Origin of the sequence: Halobacteriovorax sp. BALOs_7, assembly GCF_003612895.1 — a bacterium.
Taxonomy (GTDB): Bacteria; Bdellovibrionota; Bacteriovoracia; order Bacteriovoracales; family Bacteriovoracaceae; genus Halobacteriovorax_A; species Halobacteriovorax_A vibrionivorans.
The window spans coordinates 2,652,587-2,676,368 of record NZ_CP027772.1; the positions used below are offsets into that span (position 1 = coordinate 2,652,587).

A 23,782-nucleotide genomic window follows, 5' to 3' on the forward strand; every position below is an offset into this window, starting at 1 on the left:
GAAATTTTCTTTAAGTTTTCTTAAACTAAAACCGATAAGTTAGTTGATGAAAAAGTTATTAATGGTTGTAACATTTATTTTAATGGCCTCATGTGCAAAAGAAGAATTCGCTACACCAAAGAATTCTAATGGTTTTAGCACTCCACAAACAGAGACTGGAGCTGGCACAGTTGGAACAAGCTTTACTTACGTTCAACCACCTGTTGACCTACTCTTCGTATGGGACAACACATCTAGTTCAACATTCATTAATAACAATACAAAAGCGGCCCTAAATAATGTCGTAAATAATATTTCAGAAAGATTTGATTATCATGTCATGCTTGCTCCGCTTGTCTCAAGTGGTGGAGTTAATGCCGGGACATATTTCTTTTCAAAAGATGGAACTTCACCAGGTGGCGGTGTTCAAAATATATCGAAACATCAAGCCTCTACAGTGATTGGTCAATTTCCACCAGCAGGTGGAACAGGAGAGGCCGGTCTCCAAAGAATCAATGACCTTATTAAAAATAATCAATCAAATGGCGTCTTTAGAGACGAAGCCTATACATTAATTATTCTCATGTCTAATGAAGATAGTAGTAATTGGAATAAGACAGGATATAGTCTTCCAGGAAATCATCCTGTTGCAGAAGAATATATGAAAGGTAAAGTACACGACCTACTTTGTATGCGTGGAAATTATGATGGCTCTTTTCATTCAGGGGCAAAAAATCCAACATATAATGCTAGCTGTAGTGGAGTTGGAAGCTACCGTCTAAATTCAACAATGATGAGATTAATTTCAATTACAGCAGCTGCTGAGCCTGGTTCATCATCTTGTCCACAAGTTGGAGATGGAGAAAAGAATTGGATTTACCGAAAAGCAAGTCAATCTGTCTTAAGTACGGCCTATACAAACTTAACGGGTGGATATCCGTTTATTCCTGCTTCAGTAACAAATGGTGATCAAGTAGATATTTGTAATACTAGCTTTAGATCGTTATTTAGTTCTGTTAATAGCGCTATTGATGATGCCATTATTGCCCATAAGTATAACTTCATTAAAATTGCAGACCCTAATAAATTAGTTGATCCTGATACAATTGTTCTGACAAAATCAGGTGTAAATATTCCTGAGTACACAGGTTCCGGAAGTGGTTTTACATATCGCGGTGTTATGACGAATAAAGATACTCGTTATGAACCAACAGCGGGAGAGCCTCAGACAGGACATATGATCCAACTACATGGAAATGCTAGACTTACTTACCCAGAAACAATTCAATACTACTATGAAGCACCAAAGAAATACTACGGTTACGTTCACTTGGATGCAAAACCACAATTAGGTTCGATATCATTAAAGATTAATGGAAGTACAATTTCTGAAAGTTCATCAAATGGTTGGAAGCTAATGATGAATGGATCTGAACCTCAGTACTTCTCAAACTTTAATATTAGAGTCGTTTCTGAATCAGATACAACTCCAGCATACCCTTCTGTAATCAAATCGGGTTACTTCCTAAAACTCTACGGAAGTGCAGTTTATAGTGATGGTGCTAATGTTGAAGTTAACTTCTACCCAACTGGAGAATAGTTTTAGTAACTATTGCCTGACTTCTCTTCATTAATTCTTTGCCAAGCATCTTGAAAAACAAGACCAGGAAGTATCTTAAAAAGTGAATCAACATTTACCATATTTGTCATATTACCTTGATCATCAACAAGAATATCTTCCACAATACCAGAGACAATGGCAGGTTTTAGATCACCTGAATTTACAATGGCCTGTCCTTCTTTTAAATCATCAATGATGGCACTCAAATTTACAGAAGCTTTTCCGCTTGTCACATTCTTAGCAAGAAGCTGTGCTTTCATACGAGCTAAGATCATATTACACTTGCGAGTGGTCTTTGTTTTCTTATCATCTGTCTTAACTTTTTCACCATTAACGTAAGCAACAATTAAACGAAATGAATCAAGATCTGGAATTTTAACTAGTTTTTCTTGGCCGTCTTTATCTGGTTCCATAATAATTAAGCCTTCGCGTTTTAGTAGCTCAATCATCTCTTCAAATTTAATTTCAGCAACACCAAATATATCAAAGAGGTAGTAGCGAATCGAATTCATATGAATTCGATGTGCACCATCTTTACCCTTTTGTGCATGTACTTTAGAAGAAAGATAAATTCCCGCAAGAATTCTTAATACATCAGTTGTATGAAAGAAAACGTACTCACCGACTTTTCCATCTTTTCCAAAACCGACAGAGTTGGTTTCAAGTTGCTTAACACGATCATTTGTTTTTCTTAGTCGATCAGCAAGAGTATTAACGATTGTTTTAAACCAAGGATTTAGGCCTTGCATTGTTTTATCAAATGCTGCAAAGGTTACACGAACAACATCTGTAGGTACTATCGCAGCAGCAGAACAACTACGACGAGAACCCTTTTCATCAAAGTATGCCATCTCACCAATAACCTCACCTGCGCGAAGAATGGCAATTTCAACAAAACCCTGTCCCTTTGGGATATAGAGTCTAATTTGACCTTTTTGAATAATGTAGAGTGAGTCTGCTGGATCGTTTTGGTTGAAGAGAACTTCACCTGCTTTGAAACGTACGATACCAGATTTATGTTGCTTTTGCGTTTGGGCCATCCATAGTCCTACTTAAAAAGCAGGACCATGAAAGTCCTGCAAATTTATTTAATTTTTTCTAGTATTAATGATAAGGCTTCACCGCCCCCAATGCAAATAGAAGCTAGTCCGTATTTTGCATCTTTATTTTTCATTGCTGTCATAAGTGTCACAACAATACGTGTTCCAGAAGTTCCAATTGGGTGTCCAAGAGAAACACCTGAACCATAAATATTAAGTTTGTCGTGTGGAATCTTCAGCTCTTCCATTGCGGCCATTGGAACTGCAGCAAATGCTTCATTGATTTCAAATACATCAATATCAGAGATATTTAATCCAGTTTTTTCAAGATTCTTCTTCATTGCTTCAATTGGAGCAGTTGTAAACCAAGTTGGTGCTTGAGCGTGTGATGCCCAACCTACGATTTTAAAATCAGCTTGGTCCTTATATTCTTCACCAGCAAGAACAACAGCGGCAGCTCCATCATTGATTGTTGAAGCATTAGCAGCAGTGATTGTTCCATCTTTTTTGAATGCTGGCCTAAGAGCAGGAATCTTATCGAATTTTGCTTTAAATGGCCCTTCATCTTCAGAAACAACAGTATCACCTTTACGGCCCTTAATTGTTACTGGAGCGATCTCATCTTTAAAGATTCCAGCTTCGATTGCAGCTTGTGCTCTTTTAAAAGATTCAATTGAGTAAGCATCTTGAGCTTCTCTTGAAAGGTTATACTTTTCTGTACACTCTTCAGCACAACTTCCCATTGGTTGGTCAGAGTAAACATCCCAAAGTCCATCCCACTGCATAGCATCTTTAACTTCTGCAGCACCAAACTTTGCAACACCAGTTCTAGAATTCATTAATAAGTGAGGAGCTTGTGACATATTTTCCATACCACCAGCAACAACAACTTGGTTATCACCTGTCATAATTGACTGAGCACCAGAGATGATTGTCTTCATTCCAGATCCGCATACTTTATTAATTGTCGTACATGGAGTTGCTTCACTTAGTCCTGCAAAAATAGCAGCTTGGCGAGCAGGAGCTTGACCCACACCGGCCTGAACAACGTTACCCATAAATACTTCATCAACTTTATCTTTTGCGATACCAGCTTTCTCAACTGCTGATTCAATTGCAGCTGCACCTAGCCGAGTCGCTTTTACTTGTGCTAGCGAACTTAAAAAGCTTCCACTTGGAGTTCTTGCTCCAGAAAGGATATAAACACTCATTATTGTCTCCTTTGATTTAATCTTTTTTAAAGTCCAGATATATTGACACACAAATAGTGCGTTGTTAATTATCTTCTATTGATTTAATACTTATTAGCACCCTACTCAAAGGATATACGAATGCTTTCAAGAACAAATGGGCCGTTTTTAATTGATCTACCAAATGAATGGGCAGATTCAGTACTTGAACTTCTTCAGGATACATATCGCAATGAGTTAGTCGACGCCAGTAAGGTTTTTGAAATATATGGCCAATTATACAAAGGTGAAGTTCTTGTTATCGCTTCCCTTGTTGATGCTACAAATGAAGCGGCACCTGCAACAACATATTTTGCGTCGATGGATCTAGCTGATGACGCAGATCATACAAAGCTACTAGAAGGCCTTGTGGATTCTATCGGTGCATTCTTTGATCAATTCTTTGCAGATAGTGAATGGAATGACTACCAAGACATGTGGAAAGAAGAGCAATTTAAAGGCACAAAAATATACTGCAAGGTGACAAGAGAAAACGTTGGTCTAACAATCAAGGCCGATCGACTTCTTAATCAGTAAGGTATGCGTCATAGAGTTAACTCAGGTTTACTTGCCATAGTTTTAAAACTCTCCTAGCATTTTTATATAAGTTATTTTGAATAAAGAGGGACTTTTATGAAAAAGCTACTTTGCCTAGCACTACTACTTTTTCTCACACAAAAAATCTGGGCCCAAGAAGAGCGCCATCGCGTAATTGATGGACAAATTAATTGGGGACCATTTGTAAATTGTGAGATTTATAACGATTCACATAGACGTATGTCTGTTATCGACTATCAGTACACAATTAAATACACGAATGGATTTCAAAGAGTATTCAATTATAAGTGTCAGTTCGGATGTGAAGTTCCAAGCTTTGATTTTCAACGATTCTCAGGGCCTAGGAATCATCCAAATATCATGCATGCAAGTTGTCGTGCACATGTCTTTAAAGAAAGACGCCATCGTAGAAACTAATTATTTACAAATAAAAAAGGCCCTCAATCGAGGGCCTTTCTTTTCTTAGCATTAGGAAGTATTTTGAGTATTATTAGCCTTTGATTCTGAAGATCTCTTGCATCATTTTGTCTGCAGTTGAGATCGTCTTCGCATTAGCTTGGAAGTTTCTTTGAGAAGTCATTAAATTAACGAATTCACTTGCGATATCAACGTTTGAAAGCTCAATCGACTTTGAAAGAACTTGTCCACGTCCCGCTTCACCTGGTTTCCCCATTGCTGGTTGACCAGAGTTTTTAGATTCTTTGAAAAGGTTTTTCCCCATTTTGAAAAGACCTTCATTATTATCAAATTTTGCAATAGCAATTTGAGCAATATCTCTTGTTTCACCATTATCATAAACTGCTGTAAGGATACCATCATCGTTGAACGATAGAGATCCAAGAGTTGCCGCTGAAGCACCATCTTGAGTGTGTCTTGCAACAGCTGAGCCAGAACCATACTGAGTAGAAGCATCTGTACCATCTCCACCTTCAGCGATTGATTCACCCCATGAAAATGAAATTTTCTGATCTTGTCTTGCACCTTTATTAAAGTTGAAAGAGTTAGATGTTTCGATCTCTTCTTGTAATTGTCCTTTATCATTGAATACAAGTTGACCTTCTGCCATTTGTACCATTGTACCAGCTTGACCACCTTGAGCATCCGCACCGTCTGCCATAATTCTATATGTCCAGTTGTTATCTGATGTTTTATTATAGTATGCAGTTACAAGACGAGCTGTACCTACATTATCGTATACTGTAATTGAAGAAGAAAAGTTTGAAGTTTCTTCTGGATTATTTGGATCGAATTCTTTTACTGAAGCTCTTGAGTCTAGGTTCATTGAAAGCTTAACCTTCTCTGTTGCTTGAGCTGGGATCGTTGTATTTCCAAGCTTGATTTCACCTTCTTTGTTCGTTAGAACACCATCTTCATTAGATTTGAAACCAAGAACTTTATAACCATCACTATTAACAAGCTCACCGTCTTTGTTAAAGTGCATTGATCCATCTCTTGTAAACCCATTTCCAAATGGAGCTTTAACTTTAAAGAAACCATCACCTTGAATTGCAAGGTCAGTAATTGACTCAGTTCTTGCAACATCACCTTGAGTCATCATTGGCTTAATGTGAGCTAGTTTTGTACCAGCACCAAATTGGTCACCACCCTCAATACCTTTAAGAGAAACGGCAAGTACATCTTGGAATTCTGCACGTGAAGCTTTGAAACCATTTGTTCCAGCGTTTGAAATGTTATCTGAAACAACGTTCATTCCCGCTCCTGAAGCGCTTAAACCAGATACACCAATGTTAAAAGATCGTAAAATACTCATTCGTCCCTCCTAGACTAAAAACAAAATCTAAATGTTTAGATCTTAAGACGACTAAATGGAGTGAAGATTTTTTGATGTGCTTACAACGACAGGCAAACACTAAGCTTCCGTTAGGACCAGCTAATTAAATCTTAAACCAATACAGTCGAATCAATTTTTGTAAAAACGTTACTCTCTATACTTCCTTTATCGATGGCCGTAACAACCTTCTTGCCTGGTACGTCAACGATATAAGCTGCTTTATCTGTAATCACTAAAGAATCTTTTCCACCCTTACTTTGAAGTTTCTGGAAAGCATCCTTTAGCTTAAAAAATTCATTTGAATCAACGTGAATATTTCTCTCTTGTAGTCTCTTGGCTGCATGAGTAGATAACTTGATTCCATGTTCAGCTTGAGTTTGTGCAAGCTGATCAATTTGGTGGGCCCTATTAATCTTTTCGTTTGAGATCTGATCGTTTAATAAGTTCTTAAACTCAGATTGAGCCGCTTCGTTTCCACCAACATTACCAAGACGGTTACGAAGATCAACTTTCTTCGAACCAGGGACCTGGCTTACATTTGGAATATGAAAATTTGAAATATCTTTAGTTCCCATTTATTTCCAATTATTGGTTAGTGGATTCGTTAATATTATTATAATTTTTTAACATTTGTTTTTGCAACGCGGCAGAATTTGTACCACTTTTACCAAGCTGCCCATTATTAGGGAGCTTAAAGCTATCTACGTCACGAAGAAAAACTTTATTTCCATTTTGTAATGTAAAAACAGTCTCACCATTTTCAAAATCAACACCGTTTACAATACCAGTCGATTTAGTTTCAGCTTTAAATTTATTCATGTCCTTATCAAAGGCCCAAACTTCAAGACGATAGTCGCCTTTAGCTGCTCTGGTATTATCAAGTTGACGGCCATTCCATGCAAGAGTGTGTTGTCCTCTTCCAAGATTTTCAGCTTCAACTTTTCCAATGAGTTGTTTATTTTTATCGTAAATATTTACGATTACATTCTTTGCTTCTTTGTCGATAAAGAAAGGGATATCTTTTGAAAAAGACTGCCCATCATAACTAACAGAGGAACCTCTTGTTAAAACTTCTTTACCAAGAAAACTTGCACCAAAAAACTTTAGCTCCTGTGGGTCATTCTTCCCCATATTATCAAGCTTTTGATTCATATTTGTCATCTGCTCTAATTGAGAGAATTGTGCAAGGTCAGCTGAAAGTTGTTTTTGATCCATCGGCTTCATCGGATCTTGATGTGTTAACTGATGAGAAAGAAGTTTTAGGAAACCTTCTTGTCCCATTTTATTGTGTTCTTTTGCATCAACGAATTTTTGTTCACCAACATCATTTCCGGCTATGCGGTTAAGACGCTCACCTACATTTGCGTTGGCATTTGTATTACCAGAAGTCTGGCGTGGGGCCATTCGCACCTGTGAAAATGAATTTCTCTGTTGTGGTTTTCCAATTTCTGGCATTATGCACCTATTCGTTGACTATATTCTTGCCATCTTTGTTGACGGCGCTCTCTAGCATTCTTATCAAATGTTAAAGAATCTTCACTATCTAATTGTCTCGCAGAATCAAACTCATTTCCACTATTTTCTAAAGTGGAGATTTTGTCCGCTTGTGCATCAAATCTTCTTTCAGAGTCTTTTTTCTCTTTATTGAAAGAATCAGATTGTGAAGCTGTGTCACTCATTTGTCCTGATGTTGCTGTTTGAATTTTAAAATCTGCAACACGGATACCTTTCATATCTAGGTTTTTAAGAAGCTTTACTTCATTCTCTTTAAAGAACTCTTTTGCTTCTACTGATTGCGCTTCAATATTTAGGGCAACCATTCCATTCATCTCTTTATTTGCTGTGATATTAAAGTGACCTAATTGATCATGCTTAACTAACATTTGAAGAGACTTTCCATTTTCAATGCGATTCATTTCAATGTAATTTGTCACTTCTTGAATAATTTGATCAGAGTTTGTTACTGCTGATAAATCAAGAACCTCTGGAGCTTTTGCAAGATTAATCTGGGCCTTAAAGTTTGAAGCTGAATTATCTGCTCCAAGTGCTCCTATTAGATTATTTTGAAGAGAACTAGAGCGGTTTTCAGACTTTGGTGTTTCTTGGCCTAGAATATCCTCAAGAGAAACAGAATTTTGTGAAGACTTCATTGTTTCAGGTTTTACTTTGATTAATGAGTCATTCTTAAGGTTCGCTTCTTTTGAAAACTTATTTAAGCCAATATTATTGGCCATATTCTTAACTTGATTATTTCCAGCAAAAGAGCGGTTTGCAACAAATGCATCTGATGTTTGATGACTAAGGTTAAGCTTTGATGCTTTTCCCTTTTCAAGGCTCTTATTTGGCATTCTTAAAAGTACATCATTTTTAACAGATGAATCCGTTTTTGAAATATCATCTAAGACGGCCTTAGTATTTGTTCCAAGCTCAGCCTGAGACTTGATCCCTTTTGAAGCAACTCTAGGTAAATCTTTATCTGTCAGTAATGTTTCTTTCTGGCTTCCCTGTGTTTTGCGATTTGCTAAAACAGTTTTGGCCTTTTGTAATGAAACAATATTCTTAGTATCAAGAACGCTATCAATATCACTTTTTGGAGCATTTGCCTGATTACTTATAGTTGAAAATAAAGACTTTGGTGTTGATTTTAGAGCAGAATTAGCCTTTTTAGAAAGCTGATTAAGTGATTCAGATTCTATGCCCTGTTTAGCATTTTGAGCTAAATTGGCCTTACTTGAATCTTTTAAATTAGGACGAATTTCTTTTGCTACATTCGTGGCCAAAAAGTTATTTTGTCCTTTATTTTTTCCCCTAGGTTGACCCTCGTTAAGAAGTTTAGAGAACTCCTTATTCAACCCTTTTTTCTCTTGTGCTGTTAGTCCCTTACCTGACTTATCCAATAAGTTAGACGCTTTCAGAGAGTTTGCATCATTAGCACCCTTTCCTTTGCTGGCCTTAACCTGTGAATTTTGTCCTAGTAAGTTTTTAAGCATTATATTCCTTTTTCAATTAACGCTTTGCAATATCTTTACATAAAATTAGAAAAAAATTAACCAAGGAAAGTTTTACCCTACTTCTTCATGGTCATGTATTGCTTTTGAAGACGTGCCGAGATCTCTTTATCCATCATATTAAAGATTTTCGATACCTTAACTGGATCAAGTTCACCTAAAATCTTTATCGAAATCGATGGGTCTTGTTGTGACAATAGATCAGCTGCTGTTTGTGGTCTCATATTTGAAACAACATCAACCATATGGATAACACGCTTACTCTCATCTGAGTCTTTCTTATCAAGACAAGATAAGAAGTTTGTTTGGTATTTTTTAAACTCTTGAATACGCCCTTCAAGCTCCTTCTGATTAACAGCAATTTGATTCTGTTGATTCTTTAAGGCCTTTTCTCTTTGTTCAAGATCCTGTTCTTTTTTGAGAAGTTCTTGAGAAAACTCAACGAGCTTACCACGTCCAATTCTTTTCATTTTCTTTTCAATAGCTGCATCAAGAGCTTTATCGAACTCTTCTTGAGTGTAGATCTTTTTATCTTCAGCTTTTGTATTTAATGAAAAAACTAATAAAGTACTTAGTAATAATGCTTTCATTTATAGTTCTCCGGCCAATTTCTTAGAGTGTCTTTTGGCCATCATTAATTCGTCAATGGCCTCTTGGCGTTTCTTTTCGATTTCTTTATTTTGTTTTGTTTCAAAGTCTTGTTTTAAATTATCAATAACTTTAACTTCACCTTTTGCAACTGATAGCTCTTTAATCTTTTCCTGGTAAGCTCTATCAACAGCGTGAAGCTGGTTTTCCAACACTTTAATTTCTTCTCTTTTTGACTGAATAAACATTGGGAAGAATTGTGCATTTCTACCAGGAGTATATGTTTCTAAAAAAGCTTCTTGAGCTTTATAGGTTTCTTCAATATCCTGCTTACATTTAGCAATCTTTTCAAGAAGTCTTCCTTTTTCACTATTAATCTGCCCTAGTTCAAGCTTAACTCTTTGCTCGTTGAACTCTCGTAGTTTTAATAGTCCATCTAATTTAAACTTCTTACGACGCATTTATTTATTCCTCATCATCTGACTGATAGGCTTCTTCAGCGTATTTAGCTAAACCTACCATCGAATCATAAAGTTCTTCGATCGTTTGATAATGATCCTCACCTTGCATTTGTTTAAGTAGATCATTTAATTGTTCAATTATGATCATTGCCTTATCCACTTTAGGGTTTGAACCTCTAGCATAGGCACCAACATTAATAAGGTCTTCATTATCACGGTATGCAGACATTAGATCACGCATATGCCCCGCAACAACTCGATGCTCACTTGTCACAACTTTATTCATTACCCTTGATAATGATTGAAGAACATCAATTGCCGGGAATTGGTTCTTAGAGGCAAGTTCTCGAGAGAGAATAATGTGTCCGTCACTAATACCACGAACAGCATCAGCAATTGGCTCATCCATATCCCCACCTTCAACAAGTACCGTATAAATACCAGTGATTGATCCTGCATTAGCTTTCGTTCCCGCACGCTCCATTAATTTTGGTAATTGAGCAAATACTGTTGGAGTATAACCTTTTTGACCTGGAGGATCCCCAGCACTTAAAGAGATTTCACGAGAAGCCATCGCAAAACGTGTGATTGAATCCATCATTAATAGTACATCTTGATTCTGATCTCTAAAGTATTCAGCAAATGTTGTAGCGACATATGCAGCTTTCATACGTATAAGAGCTGAAGTATCTGATGTTGCAACAACAACAATTGATTTTTTAAGTCCTTCCTCTCCTAAATCATGCTCAATGAATTCACGAACCTCACGGCCACGTTCTCCAATTAGAGCAATGACATTAACATCGGCCGAAGACTTTTGTGCAACCATACCAAGTGTTACAGACTTACCAACACCTGAACCGGCCATAATGGCAAGGCGTTGTCCTTTTCCAGCTGTCATAAATGCATTAATTGCATTAACACCAGTATCAAGAACTTGACTAATAGGTGGCCTCTCTAACGGATTTATTGGTTTCCCAAAGATTGACCTTACTTCATTTGATTTCTTAATTGGCCCTTTCCCGTCAATTGGATTTCCTTGAAAATCAATAACGCGACCAAGATATTGCTCGCCGACATTTACTTTTGTCACAAGCTCTTTTAAAAATACTTTTGTTTCAGAATTGATACCTGAGATTTCAGAATAAGGCATTGTTAGACACTTTGGCCCATCAATAGAGACAACTTCTCCTAAACAACGATCACCAAACTCTGTTACGAATTCGACATTAGAACCAATAACAGCACGAGAAAGGTTCACTTCGTATAGCATACCTTTTGATGCACAAACCTTCCCTACCTTTTGGTAAGGTGTGGCATATTCATAGGCCTTGTGAATGGCCTCTAAATCTAACGATTCAAATGGACTATTCTGATTCATCTGAGTCAACCTCTTCGCTTGCAAGCCCTACGGCTTCAAACAACTTATCAAGACTCTCTAATTGAGTTTTGAGACTTCCATTAACAATTCCATTAGAAGACTCGACAATGATCCCCGGTGCTTCAATATCAAAGTCAATTTCAACACGGGCATTTTTAAGCTCTCCTACTTTTTCCTGAACAACTTCTAATACCTCAGGCATTTGCTCAAAGTGTTTTTCATTAACACGTATAAGTAGGTTATCTCTAGTTTGGGCCTCGACAATAAGCTTCTCAAGTAAACGGACAATATATTCTCCATCATCCTTGAGTTCTTTTAAAACAACCCATTTTGCAATTGTTCTTAATAGATTATAAGTTTGCATCTTTTGGGCAGATAGTAACTTAATTCGAGAACTTAAGACTTCAGAAACCATATCATTTAAAAGCAAGATTTTTTCTTCAGCACTAGCTGATAATTCTTCTCTTACTTCTTTGCGACCTTCTTCCTTTCCTAGCTCAAGTCCTTCTCTATATGCTTCTTCTTTTACTTGTTGAATACGTTTTTCAACTTCTTCTCTAACGGCCTGCTCAAAGTCACTATCTTCTTGCGCTCTAATACCACGTGCTTCATGAACAATAGGATTAAGGTCGAAACCTGTCTCTCTTGCTTGCTGTCTTTCAACGCGAATGACCTTTTGCTTCTCTTCGATCTCACGTACAGACATTCCCTCAAAATCTTGGAACTCAAAGTCCTCAACTTCCGAATTCATCGGCTTCTGAGAAAATGATTGAAATTGATAGTCTTTTACTTCTGTGGTCATTAAGCCGCCATTCTAATTAAATTATTATTAAACAAGTGCGTCGCCGTCTCCACCACGAGAGATGAACGCTTTTCCTTGTTGTTCAAGTTCTTTACATTTATGTACGATTTCTGCTTGAGCTTTTTCAACATCTGAAAGTTTTGTTGGCCCAAGAGCATCAAGGTCTTCTTGTAGAAGAGTTGCTGCACGATTTGACATATTTCTAAATAGCTTTGAACGTATTTCTTCTGGTGCAGTTTTAAGTGCAATAACAAGTTTTTGTTGATCAACTTCTTTAAGAAGCGCCTGGATACCACGATCATCAACGTAGACAAGGTCTTCGAAAACGAACATAAGCTTACGAATCTCTTCAGCAAGTTCTGGATCTTTTTCTTCAACTCGTCCCATGATATTCTTCTCAGAATTCTTATCCATAAGGTTAAGCATATCTGCGATCGGCTCAACACCACCAAGTTGATTCGTATCAATTGTTCCAAGAGTAGAAAGTTCTGTCTTAAGAACATCATCAAGTTGTGCAATAAGCTCAGGAGAAACGAAATCTAGGTTTGCAACCCTTAATACAACCTCGGCCTGTAGACCTTCTGGTAGACGTCTTAGAACATCAACCTTTCTCTCGGCCGATAAGTGAGCGATGATAAGAGCAATTGTTTGCGGATGCTCATTAATTAAGAAGTTTGCAAGTGTTCTTGTATCAACTAGCTCAAGAGATTCAAGAGTTTGATTTGCACCAACATCAATAATCTGTCCAAGTAGTTGCTTTGCTCTATCTTCACCAAGAGCATTTACGATAAAGTCACGAGAAGAGTTATCAGAGAATAGTAGATCATTTTCTTCATTAAGTTCTGAGTAGAATTCCTCTAGAACTCTCTTAATCATCCAAATAGGAGCTTTCTTAACATTAGACATTGCATTGATAAGACGCTTTACATCGTTATCACGCATATGTGAGAAAATTAGTTGTGTTGTACTTACACCAAGAGAACTAAGCAGAAGTGCTGCTTTGTCTTGTCCTGATAGTAGCGAGTACTCTACATCTGGGTCTAATGATTGATCGGCCACTTTTCTCTCCTCTTCCTTAAAGGGCTCTTTTCCTATTAATTAACATCATACTAAGCAATCGACTTATCCGATTCCTGTGCATGAATCATATCATGTACAATCTGTGCTGCTTTTCCAGGATTAGTCTCAACAAGTGAGATAATCTTTTCACGTAGCATATTTCCTTCAATCTTCTCTGGATTGAGCTTTTCTTCAATTTGTGGAAGAGCATCCTCAAGTCCTGGAAGTTTTTGGTTCGCTTGAACCTTCTCTAATTCTTCAAGAGTTCTTGGTAAGAAATCCTCTACTGTTTCAACTGCGTTATCTGTAACCCACTGAATAAATGGTCTAACAACAACGAAGAAGAAAAGAGAGATCGTTAAACCAATTGCAAGATACTTAAAGATATTCTTGATTAGCTCTCTGTTTTCACGCTCACGCATTAAAGCATCAATTGCTTCAAGATCTTCTTGTTGGAACTCCATATTCTTAATCGTAATCACATCTCCACGACGATCATCGATACCTAGAGTTGAAGCAACGATTGCTTGAAAGTTTGCAATATCAGCTTCTGACCACGGCTCATACTTTGTAACAGTCTTACCATCAACAGTTTGTGTAACTCTCTTTCCATCTAACATAACTGCAGCTGAAATTTTTCTAACACTTGCTGTTGGCGATTTAGAACGCGTTACCTTCTTAGGTACATTGTAATTACGTGTCGCTAGCTCTTTTTTAACGTCATTTCTTGTTTCAGGAACACCTGGTTGAGGCTGTTCACCTGGAAGGTTTGATCTCGCTCCAGGAATCCCCTGTGGAGAAGGACGAGAACCTTGTAAATTCTGTGTATTTGTTACTTCAGAAAGAACGGCCTTATTTTCAGAATCATAACTTGTTTGTGTTGATACACTTTCAGTAAAATCCATATCAACAGATACTTTAGCGATAACCTTACCGGCACCAACTACTTTTGTTAAGATATCCTCAATTTGGGCTTCATACTTTCTATTAAGTTTTGATTCAAGAGCAAGACGATTTGCTGTATTTGCCGTCATTGCATCTCCGATATTCTCAGATAGCTTCTTTCCTCTATGGTCAAGGATTACAACACCAGTCGGTCTCATCCCTTCAACAGATGAAGCAACAAGAGAAGAGATCCCCTTGATTTCTTGTTCCGTCAGAGTAACACCACGATTTAATTCGAGTACAACAGAGGCACTTGGTGGTTTCTTCTCAGATACAAATGGTGATGATTCTGGAATATTTAAGTGAACACGAGCTCTTTTAACACCTCTAAGGTGCTTGATCGTTTTAATAAGCTCACCTTCTAGTGCTCTTTGCTTATTAACTTTTTGAACAAATGAAGTTGTACCAAACGATTGGTTATCAAAGACTTCGTAACCAACTGTACCAGAGAATGAAAAACCAGAAGTCATCATTTTTAGACGAACAGTTTCAATCATATCCTCAGGAATACTAACCGTTCTTCCATCTGCTGATGTTTTCTTTTCTACATTATTTTGACTTAAGAAGACCTCAACCTTTGTCATATCCTCTTTGTTTAAGTCTGAATAAAGTACCTTATAATTTGTATGTGTGGCCCAAAGGACAACACCTAGTAGGAAGACTAGAATAACTCCAGTTACAGCAAAGAGAGAGATCTTCTTTCCTGCATCGAGCTCACCATAGAACTCTTTGAAGTTTCTTAGCATTTTGTCGAAAAAATCTTTCACGTATCCTCCTGACACCTGAAGCTCTTAATTCATCCTAAATTAAGAGATCATTAACTAGTTATCAACTAGACTTGCATTCTCATTACTTCTTTATATGCATCAATTACTTTACTTCGAACTTGATTCATCGTCTTAAAAGCAATTTCAGCTTTCTCTACGGCCAGCATCGTTTCGTGAATATTCTTACTTTCACCACTAACTAATTTCTCAATTGCCGTATTAGCTTCTTTTTGTAGTTTATTTACATCCATGATTTGATTAGCAAGAAGTTCAGAAAAACTCTGACTCTTTTCAGAAGGAGCAACCTTTGCAATTTCATCAAATCCTTCAAGCTTAAAATCTCCACCTGGCTTCTCTGCTCCACCAGCTGGGTTTGTCCAATCACGCATTTTCTGTGAGTTAAAGACGTCATTCATTGTTGTTATATTATTGATCGCCATGGTTTAACCCCTATTCCTAGTTTCCACTACCAATTTCAAGCGCTTTCATCGCCATACTCTTAGTTGTATTCATTACATTAATATTAGCTTCATAACTTCTTGAAGCTGAAATCATATCTGCCATCTCTTCCATCACATTGATATTAGGATAGGCAACATACCCTTGCTCATTAGCATCTGGGTGATTTGGTTCATACTTTAAAATTGGAGGTCTATCACTTGAGATAACCTCTGTTGCATGAACTGCTTGGGCCTGCTCTTCAAGCTCACCCTCTAGTACATCTGAAAAGCTATCGCGTGCAGGCTCACTACCAAAAGCAACTTCTTTCTTACGATATGGGCCACCTTCAGCAGTTCTAGTCGTTTGAGCATTAGCAATATTTGAAGAAATCGCGGCCATGCGCTTCTTATTTGCAGCAACTCCTGATGAACTAATTTTTAGGCTGGTTAATAAATCCATTTATTCCCCCTACTTCTCAGAGTTAATTGTATATTTCAGCATCCCAAGTTTCTTATTAAGTAACTTTACAGATGCATCGTATAAGATTTTATTTTCGGCCATTTTGGCCATTTCAGCGTCTCTGTCGACAGTATTTCCATCTTCAGAGACGATTCCATTTGGATCTTCATAAATTTCAGGTTGAAGATTATCAAACCCACCATTGCCAACGTCAAAGTGTTTCTCGTCAGAGGTCAACATCTCAAGATTCCCATCAACGTCTAAAGCTCTTTGTAGTGCTTCTTCGAAGTCTACACGTTTTGCTTTATAACCTGGTGTATCCGCGTTAGCGATATTTGAAGTTAAGATCTCATGTCGGATCTGTCTTAAATTCAAAGAAGATGCTAATGCTTTTAATGTTTTGTCCTCAACCCTCATGAATCACCTTATCTTAAGTTAACAAAGTATGAGTTACCATCACCACGGTACTCATTGATTTTATTTCTAAGAGTTCTAATTGAAACACCTAGAATCTTTGCAGCTTGTGTTCTGTTTTCTGAAGTATGAATAAGTGCCTTCTTGATAAGTAACTTTTCAGCTTCTTTAAGAGACATTAATCTGATTCCTTCTGAATCGTCTTCAGAGATAACATTAACTGCTTTCTTCTCACCGATTTCTAAATGCTCAGCTGAAACTTCATCACCTTCAAAGTTTGCAAGAGCATTTTCAAGAACTGCTTTAAGTTCTTTAACATTATGAGTCCAGTAGTGAGAAAGAATCTTATTCATTGCTTCTTCTTGAACTGAAACTTCTTGACCATCAAGAGTCGTCTTAATAATGTTTCTTGCGATATACTCAAGATCACCAACTCTTTCTCTTAGTGGAGTTAGAGTGATTGAGTTAGACGAGATGAATGTATAAAGACCGCGGTAGAAACGTCCTGCTCCTACTAGCTTTGATAAATTCTTAGTTGTTGTTGCAACCATTCTTACGTCAATTTCGTAATCTTGTAATTCACCTAGAATTTTGTGTAATTTCTTTTGAAATGTATCTTCAAGACCATCTACGTTTACTAGAACTACTGTTCCACCATTAGCATTTTCAAATGCACCTTTGATAAAACGTCCAGTTTCTGGATCTCTGTAACCTAAGATTTCATTTTCTACTTGGTTTGACTCATTTGAACAATCAACTGTTACAAATGGCTTACCTTGTCTTGTCGAGTTTTCGTGAATGAAACCCGCTAGAGTCTTCTTTCCAACACCTGCCTCACCTACAATAAGCACTGGTGCTTTTGTAACAGCAACATTGTTTGCAACTTTTAAAGCTTTAACAATTTTAGGATCCTGTCCAAAAAGTTCTGCTGTAAACGTATTCATTTGACCTCCTGTCTGTCATGCCCGATCCGTGGGCAAAAATTAAAGTGTACGTTTCTTTAAATTAATAAGTGTTAATTCACTTCTAACTAATTCTTTTAAGTATTCCTTCGCATCTTTGTCATTTAAGATCTCATTTAAAAGCTTCTCACCAAGTGTGAAGTTGTTCTTCTTTAGGCTTTCCTTTCCTAATAAGAACTTTACACGATTCTTATATAATGACTTATCGAACTCTGTAAGAAAGCTTTCTGCTTCTGCTGTTGCCCACTTACTATTCTTATTAAATAAAATTTCAACTCTTTGATAATTAACCTGCTCTCTTAGACCTTTTGCAACGCTTGCCGGAACATGAAATTCACTAGCATCTTTAAGAAGGGCCTGTGAAACCTTTAGGTACTTATCATACTTCTTGCTTTCATAGATTGATTCAAGATAGAACTCGATTGAGTCAATTAAGTCTTTTGCATCAATAGTGTTTGCATTTGCACCACTTGCATAAAACTTTTCATATTCTTTTTCTGCCTTTGCATACTCACCCTTTTTATAGTGAGCTAGGGCCTTATAGAAAGTGATTTTTTCAAAGTTTGGATATGATTTTTGAGTACTGGCAATTATACGATCAACAGATGCATAATTTTTTAACTTCAAATTTCTTAGGATTTGTAATTCGTTCTTGTATAAGTCCAATTTCTTAACTTCCTTGCGTGGAACCCATAGTGGAAATGTGTGAGCAGTTTCCTTTTTGCTCGCTAACATTTTCTCATACATTTTTTGAAATCCATCCCAGAGTGTAAGATTTATATACGATTTTGCGATAATAAATTGTATTTCTGGATCAGCACCTATCTTTTTGAAATATGTATTCTTATAGATCTCCCAAGCACGGATTGCACGAGCAAATTTCCCCTCTGCAAAATTTGATTTAATGATCCCGTACACAATTTCGGCACCATCTGCTTCGAATACTTTCTTTTCACTAATCTTCATTGCTGCAACTGGAAGAGCTGTAAGAAATGTCAGAGCTTCCTCATACTTGCCGTCAACGATGTAGCTACGAAGACGTGTTTGCCATAAGAGCCTCTCTAAGTTAGCGTTAAGCTTCTTATCTGTTCCCTTATCTAGGAATACTCTCGTTTCATTATCCTGTTCACTTCTCTTATTCTTTCTAATTGTACGAAGACCAACATAGCGAATACGGGCCTCAAGACTAACATCTTGATTCTGAGCTCGATTAATTGCATTCTTGTAAAGCTCAAGGACTTCATTTTTTGGACGGTCCTGAAGGTCTGCAATCAAGGCCATACGTAACCTTGCCTGTGCTGACTCGCTCATAAATGAATATTTAGAGATAAACGTGTCATAAATTCTAAATGCTTTACTATAATTTGCTTGTCTAAAGTATGCTTCAGCAGCGTTGTAGTAAATAGAACCTAAGTACTCTCCCTTAGTAGACTGTTCAAATGATTCAAAAGCCTCAATGGCCTTTTCTTCATCATTTTGTCTTAGGTATGTATAAATCTCATAAGCCTTAAGCTTTTGTTTAGAGATTATCTTAATTAGAGTTTTGTCATTAATAAGGTTTTTTACTTTATCAACTTGGTTTAAATTGGCTAAAGAAGCTAAGATGAACTCACCCATATACTCAAGTTCTTCATAGTCAAAGTTTTCTTTTGCATCACTAAAGAAGCGCTTAGCGTATTTTAAAGCCTTTACGTAATCTTTTCTTTCACGATAGAAAGTAACAAGATACTTATAAAGACCTTTTCTCATTTCATAATTATCAGTACGATCGACAATATTCGTATACATTGAAACAGCTGTATCAACAGGCTTTAGATCACCTTTTTCTAAAGTTTCACGTAATAGAGCATTTGCCTTCATATAATCATTGTAGGCATTGTAATTATTTGGAAACTTCTTCTCGTAAAGCTTAATTGATTTATACATCAATCCCCATTTAGCTTTTCTGTACAAGTTCAAAGTAAGTTGCATATGGGCCTGAGAATCATTTTTTTCATAATCAAAGTTCTTAATTGGAAAAAAGTATTCTGCAGTTTTTCTATCGAGTCTAATTTGATTTTTTAACTTTGGAGCTAAAGGCTCATAATTCCAAATGAAAGAAGCTCCGTATCTGAAGTCTTTATATTCTTTTTCTTTCTTAGGGGCCTTCTTAACAATTTTCTTTCTTACTTTCTTCTTAGGCTTTTTCTTTACCTGTGTTGAAGCCTTCTTAACGAACTTTGGTGTCGATAATTTCGCTTCATTAGTATCTCTTTTTACTAGTTTAGGAAGTGTCTTTATGGCAGCTTGTTTATTACTAACTTGGCCATCTTTCCAAAAGTCTACGTAGTAAGCACGATCACGGTTTTTATAAAAAGAGAAAACTTCAACATTCTTCTTTAAAGAGAGAGTAATTGTAAAAACATTATTACCAGAAGTTGGCTCTGTGTAAGAAACTCTCTTTATATACTTAGAAGAAGAAAAGTTCTTAAGCCCTTCTCTTACTTGCGTATAGACATCTCCATCAAGAGTTGAAAACGATACTTCAGTACTAGACTTAGTTACGTTTACAAGCTTCTTATCTAGAAAGAACTTAACTCTTAGAAAATCATTATGAATTTCAGGTGTAACAACATTTGCGGAAGCTGTACTAAGGATAGCAACACTAAAAAAGAGTGCTATAAAAGATAAGAAATTTTTGAAATTAAAATCTTTCTTCATGATGGTAGAAACTTCCTGTTTCAAATTTAATAACGTCAATTATTTGGCAATTTCTTCTTCCTGAAGCATGCCCTAACCTATTTTACTATATTTTGAGTTATTTCAAAGGAAAATTTTTCTCATGGGACAATTTTTCCGTGTCAAAGTAATGTCATGACAGATAATCAGTGATTTAAAAAGCCGACTATGAAAGTCGGCTAAAGTATTGGTGTCAATTTGGCATTGAAACAATGTGATTTATTGTTGAATTGAAAAATCTAAATTTCGCTTCTTCATTTTTTCGATTAATGTCGTTCGATTCATCTGAAGAAGTTTAGATGCTTGATTCTTATTCCCATTAGTCTTTGTAAGGGCCTGACGAATTAAGGACTCTTCTACTTCACTCATGAAGTCTTTAAGATTAAGTCCATTATCAGGAAGATTAACAAGATCTTCTGTATCTATTGCACTACGGTTTGTTAATGCAAGGATCTTAGGAGGTAAGTCTTGTGGACGTATTTTATTTCCACCTCTTAAGATTACTAAACGCTCAATAAGGTTTTCTAGCTCTCTTACGTTTCCTGGCCATTCATAAGACATAAGAATTTCAAATGTCTCATCATCGAGCTCAATATCATTTCTCCCATCTGCACTTACAAAGCGAGATAAGAAATAAGAAATTAATAATGGGATATCTTCTCTTCTATCTTTAAGAGCTGGAATCTTTATAGGAATTACATTTAAACGGTAATAAAGGTCTTCTCTGAAGTTACCTTGCTGTACAGAATCTTCAAGGTCTCTGTGTGTCGCTGTAATAATACGAACGTCCACAGGAGTCGTTACAGTAGATCCAACACGTTCAATTTCTCTTTGTTGTAAAACTCTTAATAATTTAACTTGTAAAAGGAGTGGCATATCCCCAATTTCATCTAAGAAAATTGAGCCTTCATTGGCCGCTTCAAAACGTCCCATTCGACTTGAAACTGCACCTGTAAATGCTCCCTTTTCGTGGCCAAATAACTCACTTTCAAGAAGCTCACCAGGAATGGCCCCACAATTAACGTTAACAATCTTCTTAGACTGGCGTTTAGAGCATTGGTGAATGGCCCGTGCAACAAGCTCCTTCCCAGTACCAGAAGGACCACCAATTAAGACAGTAGAGTTTGAGGCTGCAACCTTCTTAATACGCTCAAAGATCTTTTGCATAGGTTTAGAGCGTCCAATCATACCGCAGAAAACATCTTCTTCAGTTGGCATCTCTAACTTATAGCGTTTACCTAGCGATCGTTTTTCATTCTTTTGCTGAATATTATTACTAACCTCAAGGCTTTCACGATACTCAAGCTTATTCATCAGTGCCTTCACAACAAGATCCTTAAGATCTTCTAGTTCAAATGGCTTTGTTAAATAATGAAATACACCCTTCTTAGTTGCAGCAATGGCCGTTTCAATAGAAGCGAAGCCTGTCATTGCAATTGATGCAAATGTCAGTCCTCTCTCCTTGAGAAGGTCTATCAGATATAAACCATCTGAAGAACTATCTTCAAAACTTATATCCGTAATCAAGCAGAAACGATTTACAGAGTTTGCTGTAATATGCTCTATTGCTGAATTTGGAGAGCTGAAGCTAAAGACTTCAAGATTGATTTTTTTACTAAGATATTTTGTAATCATCGCAGAGAGAGTTTGATCATCCTCTACGACAATAATGACCGGTTTTAGTGATTGGTCGATTTTTACTTCATTTGCTGACTCTTCGTTCGTGAATGTATCAGTCAAAAAATTAAAATCATTTTTCATGTGTTGTTGCCTCTCATCTTGAGCGGTTAAAAATTGTCCCAACAAAATGGTATCGAACAATCTGTAGACGTGTCAATTTTTTAACACCACAACATTTCTGCCACACAAAGGTTAAGTACTTAATTTTATTGATTTTTGTATCTAAAAGTTTCTTACAGTCCGTGAATAAGTTCTAAAAAGTAGTGAACTATTTTATCAGGACCTCCTGCCATCACCCAAAGAAAGAGAAAGAATGTTGAGATAGCTGAGAGCATAGCAAAGAATAGCGGCGGAATAGTATAGCCTCTTAGCCAGTAGTAATAGGCAAAACGGCCACCTATGATCATAATAGGTATCGACCAAAATGGTGTGTATCGTAATGTGAACATGAAGAATTCATTCATAGGATAAGTATAATCGCATTTGAAAAAAAAGAAAGGCTCCTTTCGGAGCCTTCTATACTATAAGCAAAGTGCTTTAAATTTTTCGACATAAGATAATTCTTCCCAAGGGACATCCTGCGGCAAAAGTGCCCCAAAGGGCAGTTTTGAAGCTGAGATGGATGTGACTCGAGAAAGCTAGCCTAGCGAAGCGATGGCGCGGCTTTCGGTTAAAGGCAAAGAGCTTTTAACTTCTCCACATAGCTTAATTCTTCCCAAGGAAAGAAACCATCTTTACTTCTACCAAAGTGCCCGTAAGCAGCAGTTGGAGAATAGATTGGTCTTAGAAGATCAAGTCTTTCGATAATCGCCGCTGGCTTCATATCAAAAATTTGATTAACAGCATTGTTGATCTTAGCAACATCAACTTTTTCTGTACCAAAAGTATCTACTAGAAGTGACATTGGCTCAGCTACACCAATTGCATATGCAACTTGTACTAGAGCTCTCTCAGCAAGACCTGCAGCAACGATATGCTTTGCAATTTGTCTTGTTGCGTATGCCGCTGAACGGTCAACTTTTGTTGGATCTTTACCAGAGAATGCTCCACCACCGTGTGCACCGTGACCACCGTATGTATCAACGATAATCTTTCTACCTGTTAGACCACAGTCACCCATTGGCCCACCAATAACAAATTTACCAGTTGGGTTGATGAAGTATTTTGTGTTGTTATCAACAAGTGATGCTGGAACAACTTTATTAACAACTTCTTCTCTAACTGCTTCTTGAACTTGTGCAAGAGTCATTTTGTCAGAGTGTTGAGTTGAAACAACAATTGCATCAATACGAGAAAGTTTTCCATCTTCATACTGAGCAGAAACTTGTGTCTTACCGTCAGCTCTTAGTTCACCAAGAGTACCATCTTTTCTAACTTCAGAAAGTCTCTGAGCAAGTTTGTGAGATAGATCAATAGTCATTGGCATGAAGTTATCTGTTTCATCACATGCGTAACCAAACATTAGACCTTGGTCACCTGCACCAAGCTCAGTATAAGTTCCTTCACCTTCGTTTACACCTTGAGCGATATCTGGTGACTGCTTATCAAGAGCAACCATTACACCACAAGTGTTAGCGTCAAAACCTTTATCTGAGTGATCATAACCAATCTCTCTAATTTTATTTCTTACTGTTTCTTGAAAGTCTACATTTGCTTTAGAAGTAATTTCTCCAGCAAGTACGACTAGTCCAGTTGTAACCATAGTCTCACATGCAACACGTGATTTTGGATCTTGTTCTAACATTGCGTCTAGAACAGCATCACTAACTTGGTCAGCAATTTTGTCAGGGTGCCCTTCTGTTACTGATTCAGAAGTAAATGTAAAATCCTTTAGCATCCTCATCTCCTAGCTATAAATAATTAATACACTAATAATTA

General features: G+C 36.9%; 23 protein-coding genes. 3 read left to right on the forward strand and 20 right to left on the reverse strand.

Translation table 11 applies throughout. The features are described 5' to 3' along the window. Positions 1–46 precede the first annotated feature (46 nt). Positions 47–1,579, forward strand: a complete 1,533-nt coding sequence (locus BALOs_RS12660; protein ID WP_120405368.1) for a hypothetical protein — start codon at positions 47–49, stop codon at positions 1,577–1,579. Between the two features lie 2 nt (positions 1,580–1,581). Here the strand turns inward: BALOs_RS12660 and BALOs_RS12665 are convergent, their stop codons facing one another. Both BALOs_RS12665 and BALOs_RS12670 read right to left on the reverse strand, forming a co-directional pair. Next, positions 1,582–2,640: a Crp/Fnr family transcriptional regulator gene (locus BALOs_RS12665; RefSeq protein ID WP_120405369.1), complete on the reverse strand. Its 1,059-nt coding sequence runs from the start codon at positions 2,638–2,640 to the stop codon at positions 1,582–1,584. A gap of 44 nt (positions 2,641–2,684) precedes the next feature. Continuing rightward, positions 2,685–3,851, reverse strand: a complete 1,167-nt coding sequence (locus tag BALOs_RS12670; RefSeq protein ID WP_120405370.1) for a thiolase family protein — start codon at positions 3,849–3,851, stop codon at positions 2,685–2,687. A gap of 120 nt (positions 3,852–3,971) precedes the next feature. Between BALOs_RS12670 and BALOs_RS12675 the strand changes: the two genes are divergently transcribed. Together BALOs_RS12675 and BALOs_RS12680 are read left to right on the forward strand one after the other, a co-directional pair. Beyond that, positions 3,972–4,406 (forward strand): hypothetical protein, encoded by a 435-nt coding sequence (locus BALOs_RS12675; RefSeq protein ID WP_114705571.1) that lies wholly within the window; start codon positions 3,972–3,974, stop codon positions 4,404–4,406. A 96-nt stretch (positions 4,407–4,502) separates the two neighbouring features. After that, on the forward strand, positions 4,503–4,844 hold the full coding sequence (locus BALOs_RS12680) for a hypothetical protein (RefSeq protein WP_120405371.1): 342 nt from the start codon (positions 4,503–4,505) through the stop codon (positions 4,842–4,844). A gap of 73 nt (positions 4,845–4,917) precedes the next feature. On the opposite strand, the gene BALOs_RS12685 is transcribed toward BALOs_RS12680, so the two are convergent. The 18 genes from BALOs_RS12685 to metK all read right to left on the reverse strand — a co-directional run bounded on the left by BALOs_RS12685 (position 4,918) and on the right by metK (position 23,741). Then, positions 4,918–6,198 carry a flagellar hook protein FlgE gene (locus tag BALOs_RS12685; protein WP_120405372.1) on the reverse strand — a complete coding sequence of 427 codons (1,281 nt, stop codon included), beginning with the start codon at positions 6,196–6,198 and terminating at the stop codon, positions 4,918–4,920. A gap of 131 nt (positions 6,199–6,329) precedes the next feature. Next, positions 6,330–6,794 carry a TIGR02530 family flagellar biosynthesis protein gene (locus BALOs_RS12690; RefSeq protein ID WP_114705574.1) on the reverse strand — a complete coding sequence of 155 codons (465 nt, stop codon included), beginning with the start codon at positions 6,792–6,794 and terminating at the stop codon, positions 6,330–6,332. Positions 6,795–6,804: 10 nt separating this feature from the next. Beyond that, positions 6,805–7,674, reverse strand: coding sequence for a flagellar hook assembly protein FlgD (locus BALOs_RS12695; protein ID WP_120405373.1), 870 nt, complete (start codon positions 7,672–7,674; stop codon positions 6,805–6,807). Beyond that, positions 7,674–9,209, reverse strand: a complete 1,536-nt coding sequence (locus tag BALOs_RS12700) for a hypothetical protein (protein WP_120405374.1) — start codon at positions 9,207–9,209, stop codon at positions 7,674–7,676. The genes BALOs_RS12695 and BALOs_RS12700 overlap by 1 nt, the downstream gene beginning before the upstream one ends. A 77-nt stretch (positions 9,210–9,286) precedes the next feature. Continuing rightward, positions 9,287–9,817 (reverse strand): MotE family protein, encoded by a 531-nt coding sequence (locus tag BALOs_RS12705; protein ID WP_114705577.1) that lies wholly within the window; start codon positions 9,815–9,817, stop codon positions 9,287–9,289. Next, positions 9,818–10,276: a flagellar FliJ family protein gene (locus BALOs_RS12710; RefSeq protein WP_114705578.1), complete on the reverse strand. Its 459-nt coding sequence runs from the start codon at positions 10,274–10,276 to the stop codon at positions 9,818–9,820. A 4-nt stretch (positions 10,277–10,280) separates the two neighbouring features. Next, a complete protein-coding gene (locus BALOs_RS12715) occupies positions 10,281–11,657 on the reverse strand; it encodes a FliI/YscN family ATPase (RefSeq protein ID WP_114705579.1) in 1,377 nt (458 codons plus the stop codon). After that, entirely contained in the window at positions 11,644–12,459 is an 816-nt protein-coding gene (locus tag BALOs_RS12720; protein ID WP_114705580.1) for a FliH/SctL family protein, read from the reverse strand. Before BALOs_RS12720 ends, BALOs_RS12715 begins: the two co-directional genes overlap by 14 nt. A gap of 27 nt (positions 12,460–12,486) precedes the next feature. Next, positions 12,487–13,518 carry a flagellar motor switch protein FliG gene (gene fliG / locus BALOs_RS12725; protein WP_114705581.1) on the reverse strand — a complete coding sequence of 344 codons (1,032 nt, stop codon included), beginning with the start codon at positions 13,516–13,518 and terminating at the stop codon, positions 12,487–12,489. Between the two features lie 50 nt (positions 13,519–13,568). Beyond that, positions 13,569–15,230, reverse strand: a complete 1,662-nt coding sequence (fliF, locus tag BALOs_RS12730; RefSeq protein WP_114705582.1) for a flagellar basal-body MS-ring/collar protein FliF — start codon at positions 15,228–15,230, stop codon at positions 13,569–13,571. A 65-nt stretch (positions 15,231–15,295) separates the two neighbouring features. Further along, positions 15,296–15,670 carry a flagellar hook-basal body complex protein FliE gene (gene fliE, locus BALOs_RS12735; protein WP_199506601.1) on the reverse strand — a complete coding sequence of 125 codons (375 nt, stop codon included), beginning with the start codon at positions 15,668–15,670 and terminating at the stop codon, positions 15,296–15,298. 16 nt (positions 15,671–15,686) lie between these two features. After that, positions 15,687–16,130 (reverse strand): flagellar basal body rod protein FlgC, encoded by a 444-nt coding sequence (gene flgC / locus BALOs_RS12740; RefSeq protein ID WP_114705583.1) that lies wholly within the window; start codon positions 16,128–16,130, stop codon positions 15,687–15,689. A 9-nt stretch (positions 16,131–16,139) separates the two neighbouring features. Continuing rightward, positions 16,140–16,547, reverse strand: a complete 408-nt coding sequence (gene flgB, locus BALOs_RS12745) for a flagellar basal body rod protein FlgB (RefSeq protein ID WP_114705584.1) — start codon at positions 16,545–16,547, stop codon at positions 16,140–16,142. An 8-nt stretch (positions 16,548–16,555) separates the two neighbouring features. Continuing rightward, a complete protein-coding gene (locus tag BALOs_RS12750; protein WP_114705585.1) occupies positions 16,556–17,488 on the reverse strand; it encodes a sigma-54 dependent transcriptional regulator in 933 nt (310 codons plus the stop codon). Between the two features lie 39 nt (positions 17,489–17,527). Further along, positions 17,528–20,206 (reverse strand): hypothetical protein, encoded by a 2,679-nt coding sequence (locus BALOs_RS12755; RefSeq protein WP_120405375.1) that lies wholly within the window; start codon positions 20,204–20,206, stop codon positions 17,528–17,530. A gap of 237 nt (positions 20,207–20,443) precedes the next feature. Beyond that, a complete protein-coding gene (locus BALOs_RS12760) occupies positions 20,444–21,964 on the reverse strand; it encodes a sigma-54 dependent transcriptional regulator (protein WP_158536749.1) in 1,521 nt (506 codons plus the stop codon). Between the two features lie 173 nt (positions 21,965–22,137). Further along, entirely contained in the window at positions 22,138–22,368 is a 231-nt protein-coding gene (locus tag BALOs_RS15265; protein WP_133296865.1) for a hypothetical protein, read from the reverse strand. Positions 22,369–22,574: 206 nt separating this feature from the next. Beyond that, positions 22,575–23,741, reverse strand: coding sequence for a methionine adenosyltransferase (gene metK, locus BALOs_RS12765; RefSeq protein ID WP_120405376.1), 1,167 nt, complete (start codon positions 23,739–23,741; stop codon positions 22,575–22,577). Between the last annotated feature and the right edge of the window lie 41 nt (positions 23,742–23,782).

Excerpts from the sequence above, each read along its gene's own strand:
- flgC (WP_114705583.1), bottom strand. The coding sequence starts at position 16,130 with ATGGATTTATTAACCAGCCTAAAAATTAGTTCATCAGGAGTTGCTGCA.
- BALOs_RS12755 (WP_120405375.1), bottom strand. The coding sequence starts at position 20,206 with ATGAAGAAAGATTTTAATTTCAAAAATTTCTTATCTTTTATAGCACTC.
- BALOs_RS12680 (WP_120405371.1), top strand. The coding sequence starts at position 4,503 with ATGAAAAAGCTACTTTGCCTAGCACTACTACTTTTTCTCACACAAAAA.
- BALOs_RS12720 (WP_114705580.1), bottom strand. The coding sequence starts at position 12,459 with ATGACCACAGAAGTAAAAGACTATCAATTTCAATCATTTTCTCAGAAG.
- BALOs_RS12750 (WP_114705585.1), bottom strand. The coding sequence starts at position 17,488 with ATGAATACGTTTACAGCAGAACTTTTTGGACAGGATCCTAAAATTGTT.
- BALOs_RS12715 (WP_114705579.1), bottom strand. The coding sequence starts at position 11,657 with ATGAATCAGAATAGTCCATTTGAATCGTTAGATTTAGAGGCCATTCAC.
- BALOs_RS12705 (WP_114705577.1), bottom strand. The coding sequence starts at position 9,817 with ATGAAAGCATTATTACTAAGTACTTTATTAGTTTTTTCATTAAATACA.
- BALOs_RS12660 (WP_120405368.1), top strand. The coding sequence starts at position 47 with ATGAAAAAGTTATTAATGGTTGTAACATTTATTTTAATGGCCTCATGT.
- metK (WP_120405376.1), bottom strand. The coding sequence starts at position 23,741 with ATGCTAAAGGATTTTACATTTACTTCTGAATCAGTAACAGAAGGGCAC.
- BALOs_RS12675 (WP_114705571.1), top strand. The coding sequence starts at position 3,972 with ATGCTTTCAAGAACAAATGGGCCGTTTTTAATTGATCTACCAAATGAA.
- BALOs_RS15265 (WP_133296865.1), bottom strand. The coding sequence starts at position 22,368 with ATGAATGAATTCTTCATGTTCACATTACGATACACACCATTTTGGTCG.
- BALOs_RS12695 (WP_120405373.1), bottom strand. The coding sequence starts at position 7,674 with ATGCCAGAAATTGGAAAACCACAACAGAGAAATTCATTTTCACAGGTG.
- fliE (WP_199506601.1), bottom strand. The coding sequence starts at position 15,670 with ATGGCGATCAATAATATAACAACAATGAATGACGTCTTTAACTCACAG.
- BALOs_RS12685 (WP_120405372.1), bottom strand. The coding sequence starts at position 6,198 with ATGAGTATTTTACGATCTTTTAACATTGGTGTATCTGGTTTAAGCGCT.
- flgB (WP_114705584.1), bottom strand. The coding sequence starts at position 16,547 with ATGAGGGTTGAGGACAAAACATTAAAAGCATTAGCATCTTCTTTGAAT.
- BALOs_RS12710 (WP_114705578.1), bottom strand. The coding sequence starts at position 10,276 with ATGCGTCGTAAGAAGTTTAAATTAGATGGACTATTAAAACTACGAGAG.
- BALOs_RS12700 (WP_120405374.1), bottom strand. The coding sequence starts at position 9,209 with ATGCTTAAAAACTTACTAGGACAAAATTCACAGGTTAAGGCCAGCAAA.
- BALOs_RS12670 (WP_120405370.1), bottom strand. The coding sequence starts at position 3,851 with ATGAGTGTTTATATCCTTTCTGGAGCAAGAACTCCAAGTGGAAGCTTT.
- BALOs_RS12665 (WP_120405369.1), bottom strand. The coding sequence starts at position 2,640 with ATGGCCCAAACGCAAAAGCAACATAAATCTGGTATCGTACGTTTCAAA.
- BALOs_RS12690 (WP_114705574.1), bottom strand. The coding sequence starts at position 6,794 with ATGGGAACTAAAGATATTTCAAATTTTCATATTCCAAATGTAAGCCAG.